Origin of the sequence: Cohnella fermenti (genome assembly GCF_004801405.1) — a bacterium.
In the GTDB taxonomy this organism is placed as follows: domain Bacteria; phylum Bacillota; class Bacilli; order Paenibacillales; family Paenibacillaceae; genus Cohnella; species Cohnella fermenti.
The window spans coordinates 1-12,803 of record NZ_SSOB01000035.1; the positions used below are offsets into that span (position 1 = coordinate 1).

Below are 12,803 nucleotides of genomic sequence, written 5' to 3' on the forward strand. Positions count from 1 at the left end.
TTCCCCATAGCGTAGCAACGTGCGTAGCCCACCGCGGTTTCGTCCAAACGAATTATCTAAAGTCGTAGCTCCTGCTTGCAAGGAGCTATTTTTTCTGCTCGACTTCAGATAATTCGCTACTCATTATATGAATTTTCACATTCGCCGGCTTGGATCGGGAGACAATCGAGACGTTTTATGTGATTTTTAACATATATACGGCAACTCGGGCTGGAATCTTCTCCATGGATGCTATTTTTCACATACAATTGCCCAAACGGTCCGATATCAGGCCTCTCCAATTTGAAATTTCGCATAAAAATCCCGGTCCCTGTCGGGCATCATCGGAACGCCCGGCAACAAACAAGCCGGACCGACTCCGGCAGGCAGCTTGCCTGCGGCGGATCGGTCCGGCTTCCTAGCGGGACTACTCGCCCCGGAACGCTTTTTTCATTCGTTCGAAGATGGATTCATGATGCTCGCTGCTCGTTTCTTCTCCGTTCTTGGAGGCGAATTGACGAAGCAGTTCCTTCTGATCGTCGGTCAATTGCGTCGGGGTGACGACCGTCACCTTGACGTGCTGATCGCCCTGGCCGTAGCCGCGCAGCTTCGGCACGCCCTTGCCCTTCAGACGGAAGAACGTTCCCGTCTGCGTGCCGCTCGGGATCTTCAGCTTCACCTTCTCGGTCAGCGTCGGAATCTCGATCTCATCGCCGAGAGCCGCTTGCGCGAACGTGAGCGGAACCTCGCAATAGATGTCGTCCCCTTCGCGTTCGAAGAAGTCGTGCGACTTGACCCTGAGCACGAGGTACAGGTCGCCGTTCGGCCCGCCGCGTGCCCCGGACTCGCCTTCGCCGCTGACGCGAAGCTGCGAGCCGTCGTCTACTCCGGCCGGGATTTTCACATGAATCTTCCGCTGACGCTTCACCTGGCCATTGCCGCCGCAGGTCGTGCAGCGCTCGCGGATGATCTTGCCGCGGCCGCCGCAATTCGAGCAGGCACGGCGGTTGACAATCCGTCCGAACGGCGTGTTCTGCGCCACTTCCTGCTGGCCGGAGCCGTGACAGACGGAGCAAGTATCGATCTTGCTGCCCGGCTTCGCGCCGTTGCCGTGGCACGTGTCGCACGTCTCGGTTCGCGGGATCGTGATGTCCGTCTCCTTGCCGAACACCGCTTCCTTGAACTCGATCGTCATCGTGTATTGCAGGTCGTTGCCGCGCTGCGGCGCATTCGGGTCCCGACGATTGCCGCCCCCGCCGAAGAACATGTCGAAGATGTCTCCGAAGCCGCCGCCGAAGTCCGCGCCTCCCGCGCCGCCGCCGAAGCCGGCCATCGGGTCTTCATGCCCGTACTGGTCGTAGCGGGCTCGCTTCTGGTCGTCGCTCAGGGTATCGTACGCTTCCTTGACTTCCTTGAACTTCTCCTCCGCGTCCGCTTCCTTGTTGACATCGGGATGATACTTCCGGGCGAGTCCCCGGTACGACTTCTTGATCTCGTCCGCGGAGGCGTTGCGGCTTACGCCCAGCACCTCGTAGTAATCCTTCTTGCCGGCCACTTCCCCACCTCCATGAGGAAAGTCAAAGCCGGCTTCCCGGCCTTGCCTCAAGGCGAAGGGAAGCAGCTTTGACTTTCGCTATCTATACGCAAAAGTTATTGCTTTTATTTCTTATCCTCGTCCACGACTTCGTAGTCGGCGTCGACAACGTTGTCCTTCTTCGGCGCCGCTCCGGCGTCTTCCGATGCATCCGCGCCCTGAGCTCCTTGAGCCGCCTGCGCTTGCTGCTCGTAGAGCTTGACGGACAACTGCTGCACGACTTCGGTGAGCGCGTCGGTCGCCGACTTGATCTCGTCGAGGTTCTCGCCTTCAAGCGCCTTCTTCAGCGTCTCCTTCGCCGCTTCGGCCTTGGAGATCTCGCCCGCGTCGACCTTGTCGCCGAGATCCTTGATCGTCTTGTCGACGGTGTAGACGAGCTGGTCGCCGGAGTTCTTCGCTTCGATCAGATCGCGGCGCTTCGCGTCCTCGTCGGCATGAAGCTCGGCTTCCTTCTGCATGCGTTCGATCTCTTCCTTGCTCAGGCCGCTGGACGACGTGATTGTGATCTTCTGGCTCTTGCCCGTGCCCTTATCGAGAGCCGAGACGTTCACGATGCCGTTGGCGTCGAGGTCGAAGGACACTTCGATCTGCGGAACGCCGCGCGGAGCCGGAGGAATGTCGCTCAGAATGAAGCGGCCGAGCGTCTTGTTGTCCTTCGCCATGGCGCGCTCGCCTTGCAGAACGTGAATCTCGACCTGCGTCTGGTTGTCCGCGAAGGTGGAGAACACTTGGGACTTGCTTGTCGGGATCGTCGTGTTGCGGTCGATCATCTTCGTCAGAACGCCGCCGGCCGTCTCGATGCCGAGGGAGAGCGGAGTGACGTCGAGCAGGACGACGTCCTTGACTTCGCCGGTCAGAACGCCCGCTTGAACGGCCGCGCCCAGTGCAACGACTTCGTCCGGGTTAACGCCCTTGTGAGGCTCCTTGCCGGTCAGCTTCTTGATCGCATCCTGAACGGCCGGAATCCGCGTGGAGCCGCCGACGAGAACGATCTTGTCGATCTGGGACGCGGACAGACCGGCGTCGGACATCGCTTGGCGCGTCGGGCCCATCGTGCGCTCGACGAGGGGAGCGGTCAGTTCGTCGAACTTCGCGCGGGACAGGTTCAGCTCCAAGTGCTGCGGAACGCCGTCGACCATCGTAATGAACGGCAGGGAGATCGTCGTGCTGAGCACGCCGGACAGCTCCTTCTTCGCCTTCTCGGCAGCGTCCTTCAGACGTTGCACGGCCGCTTTGTCCTTCAGCAGATCGATGCCGTGATCCTTCTTGAACTCGCTAGACAGCCATTCCATGATCACTTGGTCGAAGTCGTCGCCGCCAAGGTGGTTGTCGCCGCTCGTCGCCTTAACTTCGAAGAAGCCGTCGCCCAGCTCCAGAATGGAGACGTCGAACGTGCCGCCGCCGAGGTCGAAGACAAGAATCGTCTGGTCCTCTTGCTTCTCAAGACCGTAAGCGAGCGCCGCTGCCGTCGGTTCGTTGACGATGCGCAGCACCTCGAGGCCGGCGATGCTGCCGGCGTCCTTGGTCGCTTGGCGCTGGCTGTCGTTGAAGTAAGCCGGAACGGTGATGACCGCCTGGGTGACCGGCTGGCCGAGATACGCTTCGGCATCCGACTTCAGCTTCTGCAGAATCATCGCGGAGATCTCTTGCGGCGTGTAGTCCTTGCCGTCGATCGCTTCCTTATGGTTCGTGCCCATGTGACGCTTGATCGAGATGATCGTGCGATCCGGGTTCGTGATGGCCTGGCGCTTCGCCGTCTCGCCGATCGTGCGCTCTCCGTCCTTCTTGAAGCCGACGACCGAAGGGGTCGTGCGGTTGCCTTCCGGGTTGGGAATAACGACGGCTTCTCCGCCTTCCATTACCGCTACGCATGAGTTCGTCGTTCCCAAGTCGATTCCGATTACTTTGCTCATCTTATCCAGCTCCTTATCGCTTAGTTACCTAATCTGTTAAGAATTCTTCTATCATTACCCGCTGACTTTAACCATGGCGGGGCGAATAACTTTATCCTTAAGAATGTAGCCGGACTGCACGACTTCGACGACCGTGCCTTCCGCATATTCCTCCGATTCCACTTGCATAATCGCTTGATGGAACTCGGGATCGAACGGCTGGCCGACGGCGTCCATCTCCTTCAGCCCTTCTCCCTCCAGCACTTGCCATAGCTGGCGGTAGATCATGTCGACGCCCTTCGAGAACGATTGGACGTCCACGGAATCGCCGCTTGTCGCAAGCGCGCGTCCGAAGTTGTCAATGACGGGAAGCAGGCTGCCGATCAGCTTGGATGAGGCATACTGGGCCAGCTCTTCCTTCTCCTTGAGCGTGCGGCGCCGATAGTTGTCGAAGTCCGCCTGAGCGCGCATGAAGCGCACATTCGCTTCCTCCGCTTGCTTGCGAAGCTCTTCCAAGCGCGGATCGTCTTGTCCGCCTTGCTCCGAGTTGTCCGCTTCCGTCCCCGCGACCGGCTCCGTTTGTTCCTCGGCCGCCTCTTGCGCGACTTCTTCGGCCGCGTTCCCAAGTTCCTTATCCATCTCGTCATGCTCCTTCATCTCTGGACTGCTCACGCAGGGATCACCTCCTTACCGTACCACTCGACTTGTCGGGATATACGGGATTATTTGTGCTGTTTGGCGTACCATAGCGCCATGTCCTTGGATAAAAAGTCGAGCAGGCTGAGCACCTTCACGTAATCCATCCGGGTCGGCCCCAGAATGCCGATCGAACCGAGAGACTGCCCTTCGAAGGAGAAGGTGGCCGTGATCAGGCTGCATTGATTGATCGCTTCCAATGCATTCTCCGTTCCTATTCGCACCTGAATGCCGTTCGGGACGGACTGGAAGAGCCGCAGGAGCATCGGCGTCTCGTCGAGCATATCGAGAATGCTCTTGACCTTGCCGATATCCTTGAACTCGGGCTGCGTCAGAATGTTCGTGGCCCCGCTCGTGTACACCTTCGGCTCCGCATTGTCGGCGAGCGTCTTCTCGAGCACATTGACAATCTGCTCGCAGCTCTCGACGATCCGGCTCAGCTCCTTGCCGATCTCGCTGTGCAGCACCGACTTCACCTTAATGAACGGAATGCCGCTCAGCTTGTCGTTGAGCAGATTCACGATCTTCTGGATATCGTCCATGCCGATCCCTTCCGGAATGCTGACGATCCGATGCTCCACATGCCCGGTGCTCGTCACGATAATCGCGACGGCGGACGTGTCGTTGATCGGAACGAGCTGGAAGTGCTTTAGCGTCGCCTGGAACGTCTCCGGTCCAAGCACGATGGAGGTGTAATTGGTGAGCTGCGACAGGATCGTCGCGGCATGGCCGATTACTTCCTCCCACAGGATCATTTTCTCGGCGAAGAAGCTGCGGATCTTCAGCATATCCCGCTCGCCGAGCCCTTCGACCTTGATCAGATGGTCGACGTAATAGCGGTAGCCTTTAATGGAGGGAACGCGGCCCGCGGACGTATGCGGCTGCTCAAGCAGCCCCAACTCCTCCAGATCGGCCATCTCGTTGCGGATCGTCGCCGGACTAAACGCAACGTCCGCTCGCTTCGATATGCTGCGAGAACCGACAGGCTCGGCAGAACGGATGTAATCATCGACTATCGCGTTAAGAATCATTCTCTGGCGTTCGCTCAGCACTCCGCGTTCCCTCCTCGTTTATCGTTAGCACTCAATCTTGTCGAGTGCTAATCACTACTACAAAAATACCAAACCGTTCCGGTCGTTGTCAAGAACGATCCGCACGGTTTGGCGCTTGTCATCTTCTTATAGGTAAGATCGCGAACCGGAATCAGCCGAGCATCCGCACGACGGCGATCTCGTCGCAGGCATGCTGCTTGCTGCAGTTGACGCAGTCGGTCCACACCTTCTCGGGGAAAATCTCCTTGTTCACAACGGTAAAGCCGTTCTTCAGGAAGAAATCGACCGCGTAGGTGAGAGCCATGATCTTCGGAATGCGCATCGCCCGCGCTTCATCGATCAGGGCGTCAACGATCATCGAGCCGAGCCCTTTGCCCTTGTAGCCCTCGGCCATGCCGAGCGAACGAATCTCCACCAGGTCGGAGCCAAGACGGAACAGCGAACCGCAGCCGATCAGCTTGCCGTCCTCTTCGGCAACGAAGAAAGAATTGATATGACGCTTAAGCGCGTCCTTGGATCGCGGAAGCATGATCCCCTTCTCAGCGTAACCTTGAATGAGCTCATGCAAGGCATCCACATCGTTAGGCTGCGCCTTGCGGCAAGTAATGGTCATGTTCACGCGTATCCCTTCTTTCTCGCTTGCCGGAATTAAGAACCGATGCGAATAAATATACAACAGCACGAATGAAAATTCAATAGTGTTTTTTAGCTATTATGAGCGATATTCTGCCGCCAGGCTTGACTGCTTTCACTGAGCACGCCGTCCCCCGCTTTGTCTCTCTCCGAGCCGTTTTTATGCGATTTTATGCGTTTTTTCACATTCACGCCGCTCCAAAGTGCCTTCGTCCGTCGATTGTATGCGGTTTTTCGCATATATTGCGCTCCGGCGAGCCTCTCCGGACCGTGCTAAGCCGAAGGGGGCTACTCCAAGAACGCCCCGAAAACCTCGTTGCCGAGCGGAATTCCGGTCGCGGTAAGCCGGTACCCGAGGGCCTCGCCGTCTTCGCCCGGGATGGCTTCGAGCAAATTTTGCTTCCGAAGCTTGGCGAGCACCGGGCCGAAGACGCTCTCCAAGGCGGTCCCGCCGAATTGCTCCTTGAAGCCGGCGGTCCTTACGCCTTCGAGCAGGCGCAAGCCGACCATCATGAAGTCCTCCATCGCCTCGCGGACAGGGACGGCGTTCGTCTCCTTCCGCGGCACCCCCGCATTCGCAGCGTCGATGTACGCTTGAACGCCCTTGATGTTCAGATGCCGGAAGCCTCTCGCATAGCCGTGCGCTCCCGCGCCGAGCCCGTAATACGGCTCGTTGTGCCAATAGGTCGAGTTGTGCCGGCTCTCGCGGCCCGGCTTCGCGAAGTTGCTGATCTCGTACTGCACGTAGCCGGCGGCTCCAAGCCGATCCCGCAGATGCTGATACATATCGACCTCAAGCTCTTCTTCGGGCAACGGAAGCTCCCCACGCTCATACAGACGGTGGAAAAGCGTATTCTCCTCGACTTTGAGGCCATACAACGAGTAATGCGGCAGATCGAGCTGCAGCGCCGTCGTGACGCTGTCCGCCAGATGCTTCAGCGTCTGCCTCGGCAAGCCGAACATGAGGTCGATCGACAGGTTAGAGAAGCCCGCCCGGCGCGCATTGCCGATGCTGCGGATGACGTCGTCCGCTTCGTGAATGCGGCCGATCGCCTTCAGCAGCTCGTTGTCGAACGATTGCGCTCCGAAGCTGATCCGGTTGACTCCGCCCGCCAGCATCGCTTCAAGCTTCGCCGGGTCGGTCGTGCCGGGGTTCGCTTCCATCGTAAACTCCGCATCCTTCGCCACCGGGAAGTGCCGCGCGACGGAATCCAGGAACCGCTTCATCTGGACCGGGTTCAGCACGGTCGGCGTCCCGCCGCCGACGAACACCTTGCGGATCGTCTCGGGAGGAAGCTCCCGAACGGTTCTCTCCATCTCCCGCTCCAGCGCATCCAGATAGGCGTCCACCGGCTGCCCCTCGACGACGTAAGAATTGAAGTCGCAGTAGAAGCACTTGTTGGTGCAGAACGGGATGTGAATGTACAACGCGCGGGGCGTCCATTCGTGCAGCGGAGCCGCGGCCGCCCCGGCCGCGGCTGAATTCATCAAGGGGCCGACAGACATCGGTCGCCCTCCTCTCTCCTTAACCGGAGAATGAACCGGTTGCCCGGTCCATCCTCGGCTTCAATGCTATTCGTCAATCTTCAGTACGGCCATGAACGCTTCCTGCGGAACCTCGACGTTGCCGACCTGCTTCATCCGCTTCTTGCCTTCCTTCTGCTTCTCGAGCAGCTTGCGCTTCCGCGAGATGTCCCCGCCGTAGCACTTCGCGAGCACGTTCTTGCGCATCGCTTTGATCGTCTCGCGGGAGATGATCTTCTGACCGACGGCCGCCTGGATGGGCACCTCGAACATCTGCCGGGGAATGAGGTCCTTCAGCTTCTCGCAGATGATGCGGCCGCGCTGGTAGGCGCGATCCCGGTGGACGATGAAGCTGAGGGCGTCGACCTGCTCCGCGTTCAGCAGGATGTCCATCTTCACCAGGTTGGACTGGCGGTAGCCGGACAGCTCGTAATCGAACGAAGCGTATCCCTTCGTGCTGGACTTCAATTGGTCGAAGAAGTCGTACACGATCTCGGCGAGCGGAATGTCGTACTTCAGCGTCACCCGGTTCGTGTCCAGGTACTGCATGTCGATGAATTCGCCGCGTTTGCCCTGGCAGAGCTCCATGATCGCGCCCACGTAATCCTTCGGGACGATGATCGACGCCTTCACGTAAGGCTCTTCGACGAAGTCGAGCTTCGACGAGTCCGGGTATTCCGAAGGGTTGGAGATGTCGAGCTGTTCGCCGTTCGTCAGCGTTACCTTATAAATAACGCTCGGGGCCGTCGTGATCAGCGGAATGTTGAATTCGCGCTCGATCCGCTCCTGGATGACGTCCATGTGGAGCATGCCGAGGAAGCCGCAGCGGAAGCCGAAGCCGAGCGCCTGGCTCGTCTCGGGCTCGAAGCGCAGGGAAGCGTCGTTCAGCTCCAGCTTCTCGAGCGCGTCGCGCAGGTCGTTGTAGTCCGACGAATCGATCGGATACAGGCCGCAGAACACCATCGGGTTGATCCGCTTGTAGCCGGGGAGCGGCGCCAGCGTCGGCACCTTCGCGTTCGTGATCGTGTCGCCGACACGCGTGTCCTTCACGTTCTTGATCGAAGCGGTCACGAAGCCGACATCGCCCGGCCCGAGTATGTCGACGGTTGTCGCGCGGGGCTTGAACGTGCCGACCTCGACGACTTCGAACGTCGCTCCGGTCGCCATGAACTTGATCGGGGTGCCCGCGCGGATGCTGCCGTCGATAACGCGGATATAACAGACGACTCCCTTGTAGGCGTCGTAGTGAGAGTCGAAGATCAGCGCCTTGAGCGGCGCGTCGATGTCGCCCTGCGGAGCCGGGATCTTATGGACGACCTGCTCGAGAATCTCCTTGATGCCGATGCCGTTCTTCGCGGAGGCGAGCACCGCTTCGCTGGCGTCGAGGCCGATGACGTCCTCGACCTCCTGCTTCACCCGCTCGGGCTCCGCGCTCGGAAGGTCGATCTTGTTGATGACCGGAAGAATCTCCAGGTTGTTGTCGAGCGCGAGATAGACGTTCGCGAGCGTCTGCGCCTCGATGCCCTGGGCGGCGTCGACGATCAGCAGCGCGCCCTCGCAGGCTGCGAGGCTGCGCGACACCTCGTACGTGAAGTCGACGTGCCCGGGGGTGTCGATCAGATGAAGCGTGTACGTCTCTCCGTTGTCGGCCGTGTATTGAAGGCGGACGGCCTGCAGCTTGATCGTGATGCCGCGCTCCCGCTCCAGGTCCATGGAGTCGAGAATCTGATCCTGCATCTCGCGGGATGTCAGCGTGCCGGTATATTCCAGAATGCGGTCGGCCAGGGTCGACTTGCCATGGTCGATGTGCGCGATAATGCAAAAGTTGCGAATATGGCTCTGTTTGCGTTGAATGTCTGCCATGTGTACCTCCACCGAATCCTCGAATCCTCGAAACATGAGGCTATCCAATCTATTATAGCAACGGATTCGAAGCGCATCAATCGTCGCGTTCGTTCTATCTTCGCCGCACCGCCGATCCGCGCCTTCCGTCAGTCGTCGGAGGGCGTCTCGATGCTCGCCCCTTCGACGTGCCGCTTGCTCATCCGCTTGCGCAGCTTGCGGCTCGCCACCGACTCGAAGACGATGTCCAGATCGTACTGCTCCGGGTACAGCCGCGCTCCGTCGATATAAGGCTTGATGCGCTTCCGGTTGATCCGCAGCTTCTGCCCCTTGACTTGTACGGTCAGATTGCCGCGCTCGTCGGGCAGCCGATAGACGGTGCCCGGCGCCTTCAAGCTCGGAATCCAGACGACGTCGCCGATCTTGAACTCGGGGGTTGCTCCGGCGTCCCTGCCGCGCTCGCTTTTTCTTTTCCCGCTGCCGCCTTCCCGCTTGCCTTCCGCCGCCTCCGCCGGAGCGATCCCGAGACCGTCGAACAGCTCCCCGTCCTCCGGCTTCCCGCGCCCCGCCTGCAGCCGCTCCGCGATCTGCTTCGCGCGACGAAGCACATTCTCCTCGACTCCGAGCCGGCGGGCGATCACGAACGCATAGCTGTCCCCCGCTTCCCCCATGTCAAGGCGGTAGAGCGGACGCAGCGATTCCTCGTCGAACGCCATCCGCGCATTGCGGAAGCCCGGAGTTACCCTGGCGAATTGTTTGATCTCGTTAAAATGGGTTGTAGCGAGCACGACGCTGCCGCTTCGGTGGAGCTCCTCCAGCACCGCGATCGACAGGCCGACGCCCTCTCCGGGGTCGGTGCCCGTCGCCAGCTCGTCGAGCAGGACAAGAGTCGACCGTCCGGCCTCGGCCAGAATGCCGATCAAGTTCGTCAGGTGAGCGGAGAACGTGCTCAAGGAGCGGTCGAGGCTCTGATCGTCGCCGATGTCCGCTTCCACCCGGCGGAAGACCGCCAGCCGGCTGCCCTCCGCCGCCGGCACGAGAAGCCCCGTCTGGGCCAGCAAGGTGAGCAGGCCGACCGTCTTCAGCGCAAGCGTCTTCCCTCCCGTGTTCGGCCCCGTAATGAGCAGTGAGCGGTAATCGCCCCCGACCGTCACGTCCAAGGGAACGGCATCCGCTCCGAGGAACGGATGGCGCGCCCCCTTCAGCTCGATAACTCCCTCCTCGTTCAGCTCAACCGGACGGCCGCCGATGGCAAGCGCCCACTTCGCCTTCGCGAAGAGCAGGTCGTAATGGCCGATCGTCTCGATATTGATCGACAGCTCTTGCTTGCAGCCCTCCGCTGCCTCCGTCAGGCCCGCCAGAATGCGCAGTTCCTCCCGGCTCTCTTCCGAACGGAGCAGCCCGAGCTCCTGCTGCAGCAGGCTCGCCTCCTCCGGCTCGACGAACACGGTCTGCCCGCTCGACGATTCGTCGAGCACGGCGCCGCGGATCAGCTTCCGATACTCCTTCTTCACCGGAAGAACGAAGCGGCCGCTCCTCTGGCTGACAAGCCTCTCTTGCAGGTGCGCAGCATGCTTGGCCATGATCGCGTCCAGCTTCCGGTGCAGCTTCTCTTCCGCGACACGGATTCGCTTGCGCACCTTCCCGAGCTCCGCGCTTGCGCCGTCGACGATGCGGCCGCGGTCGATGCTCCCTTCGATGGCGCGGAGCAGCTCCCTGATCTCGTACATCGAGGCCGAATAAGATGCGACGACGGCAGCCTCCTGGCTCTTCGCTTCCATGAACTTCTTCAACTGACCGCAGCTCCGGATAAATTGGGCGAGCGCGCCGAGCTGCGGCTCGGACAGAATATATCCGGTGCCGAGAAGCATCATGATCTCCTCCACCCCTTCGAGCGACGGCAGCGGCGGCTGCGCCCCCTTGGAGAGCAGCCGTCTCGCCTCCTCGGTCTCGGCCATGCGGGAGCGGATCAGCCGCAGGTCGGTAGAAGGCTCCAACCGCTCGGCAAGCCGCTTGCCCGGATACGTGACGAGATAGTGTCGGACCGCCTCGATCGCTCTCCCATACTCAAGCTTCATTAACGCATGTTCTCTCACGGGACCAACCTCCATTTTCTACCATTGTTCAGATTGGAACGCCAAAAAAGCCGCGCCATCGCCAAATCGGCGAAGCACGCGGCCAACTTCGGCAACGGACGGGAGATACGCTTGAACAAGACCCGCAGCGGGCCCGGAAAGCGCAAAAAGACCGTGCCCGAATGAGCACGGTCGTCGTCCCGAACGTTGCCTTAACGGCTGGGGCGAGCTTGACCGGTTCTTCCCTGGCAATCAGACACCGCCCCCGCAGGCGTCAGCGAACAGACTGCCGACGGCAGCCGCTGACTCTTCGGTAGAACGGTCTATCCAATTGATCAGTTAAGAACCAAGACCAACATGCAAATTGCCCCTTTAAACCTGAATATGGTCCGATTATAGACGCCAAGCCGCCCGATGTCAATCCTTCGCCGTCCCGCTCGCGGCCGCAGGTTCCTCGACGACTTCCTCGATCCGGAACATCGTGTAGGCCAGAAGATCGAAGCGGGAGTCGAACGGCGCCAGCCGGACGATCGGGCGGCAGGAATTCCCTCGGTTCTGCTCGCACACCGTTCCCCGCAATCCTCCCGTCAGCCTCACCCGCGTACCGTTCGGATAAGGACGATACGTCTTGACGAAGGCGTTCACAACCGCATAAGAGAAGTAGGTGTCCACCTTGGACATGACGAAGTCGACGCCTTCGCACGGACGGGCGCTTCGCCCGCCGTTTCTCAGGAAGAGGTCGAACTCGCTCGCGAGGCCGACAATTTGCGAAGCCTCGTCGATGCCCTCTCCCTTAAGGCCATAGGGGAAGCCCCTGCCGTCCACTTGCTCGTGATGCTGCTCGATTATGCGAAGCGATGCTTCCGGAATGCCGCCGAACTGCCGGGCCGTATCGAGGCCGATCACCGGATGGTGCATAACAAGGGCGGTATCCATCGGGCGCACAAGTCCGACGTCGTGCAGCAGGCTTCCGATCGCGACTTCGACCAGCGCGCTTCTCTTGCAGCCGAGCTTGCGGGCGACGATAAGGGAGAGAAGGGTCACGTTCAGCGAATGGGAGAGAAGCTCGTCTTCTCCGAACTCCAGGTTCGACAGACAGAACTCGCTATCGCTTCCCTGTCCGCTCTCCGCCGAATCGGCGATATGATCCGCCCATTGCCGAAGCGGAATCGAAGACAAGGGCGTCCGCTCGCGCAAGGCCCGGAAGATCCGAAGCAGCATATCCCGGGTCAGATTCCGGATGTTGGTCTTGCTTGCGAATTCCTTCTCGTCCTGCGCCCCGTCCGACCGGACGAATACGTAGCGATGCCCATATCGTTTGATGCCGTCGATCAGCTTGTGCGTGAGCCGGACGCCATGCGAGAGAATAAGGCGGCCGTCCTTGTCATGCAGACCTCTGACGAGCAAATCTCCCTCTGTTGCTTCTTCTACAGGTATGATTCTCATAGTTCCGCTCCGTCGATACTCTCTCTCTTTTCGCATGGTTTTACTAGAGCTTTGTTCCTACAAGAATACT

The 12,803-nt window shown here is 60.0% G+C and carries 9 protein-coding genes; all 9 read right to left on the reverse strand.

The window, feature by feature from the left end; genetic code table 11:
- Positions 1–406 precede the first annotated feature (406 nt).
- Positions 407–1,534, reverse strand: a complete 1,128-nt coding sequence (gene dnaJ / locus E6C55_RS23060) for a molecular chaperone DnaJ (RefSeq protein ID WP_136372181.1) — start codon at positions 1,532–1,534, stop codon at positions 407–409.
- Between the two features lie 104 nt (positions 1,535–1,638).
- A complete protein-coding gene (dnaK, locus tag E6C55_RS23065; protein ID WP_136372182.1) occupies positions 1,639–3,486 on the reverse strand; it encodes a molecular chaperone DnaK in 1,848 nt (615 codons plus the stop codon).
- Between the two features lie 54 nt (positions 3,487–3,540).
- The gene (grpE, locus tag E6C55_RS23070) at positions 3,541–4,122 is read right to left on the reverse strand and encodes a nucleotide exchange factor GrpE (RefSeq protein ID WP_136372242.1); all 582 of its coding nucleotides are present in this window, start codon (positions 4,120–4,122) and stop codon (positions 3,541–3,543) included.
- Positions 4,123–4,187: 65 nt separating this feature from the next.
- Entirely contained in the window at positions 4,188–5,213 is a 1,026-nt protein-coding gene (hrcA, locus tag E6C55_RS23075; protein ID WP_136372183.1) for a heat-inducible transcriptional repressor HrcA, read from the reverse strand.
- A 151-nt stretch (positions 5,214–5,364) separates the two neighbouring features.
- On the reverse strand, positions 5,365–5,826 hold the full coding sequence (locus E6C55_RS23080) for an N-acetyltransferase (RefSeq protein WP_136372243.1): 462 nt from the start codon (positions 5,824–5,826) through the stop codon (positions 5,365–5,367).
- Between the two features lie 308 nt (positions 5,827–6,134).
- Positions 6,135–7,334 (reverse strand): radical SAM family heme chaperone HemW, encoded by a 1,200-nt coding sequence (gene hemW / locus E6C55_RS23085; RefSeq protein ID WP_136372244.1) that lies wholly within the window; start codon positions 7,332–7,334, stop codon positions 6,135–6,137.
- 84 nt (positions 7,335–7,418) lie between these two features.
- Positions 7,419–9,233, reverse strand: a complete 1,815-nt coding sequence (gene lepA / locus E6C55_RS23090) for a translation elongation factor 4 (protein WP_136372184.1) — start codon at positions 9,231–9,233, stop codon at positions 7,419–7,421.
- A 128-nt stretch (positions 9,234–9,361) separates the two neighbouring features.
- Positions 9,362–11,308, reverse strand: a complete 1,947-nt coding sequence (locus tag E6C55_RS23095) for an endonuclease MutS2 (protein ID WP_136372185.1) — start codon at positions 11,306–11,308, stop codon at positions 9,362–9,364.
- 396 nt (positions 11,309–11,704) lie between these two features.
- Positions 11,705–12,733, reverse strand: a complete 1,029-nt coding sequence (locus tag E6C55_RS23100) for an HD-GYP domain-containing protein (RefSeq protein ID WP_168735827.1) — start codon at positions 12,731–12,733, stop codon at positions 11,705–11,707.
- Between the last annotated feature and the right edge of the window lie 70 nt (positions 12,734–12,803).

Bases quoted from the DNA above. Each gene is read 5' to 3' on its own strand.
- dnaK (WP_136372182.1), bottom strand. From the start codon at position 3,486: ATGAGCAAAGTAATCGGAATCGACTTGGGAACGACGAACTCATGCGTA.
- grpE (WP_136372242.1), bottom strand. From the start codon at position 4,122: ATGAAGGAGCATGACGAGATGGATAAGGAACTTGGGAACGCGGCCGAA.
- E6C55_RS23080 (WP_136372243.1), bottom strand. From the start codon at position 5,826: ATGACCATTACTTGCCGCAAGGCGCAGCCTAACGATGTGGATGCCTTG.
- hemW (WP_136372244.1), bottom strand. From the start codon at position 7,334: ATGAATTCAGCCGCGGCCGGGGCGGCCGCGGCTCCGCTGCACGAATGG.
- lepA (WP_136372184.1), bottom strand. From the start codon at position 9,233: ATGGCAGACATTCAACGCAAACAGAGCCATATTCGCAACTTTTGCATT.
- E6C55_RS23100 (WP_168735827.1), bottom strand. From the start codon at position 12,733: ATGAGAATCATACCTGTAGAAGAAGCAACAGAGGGAGATTTGCTCGTC.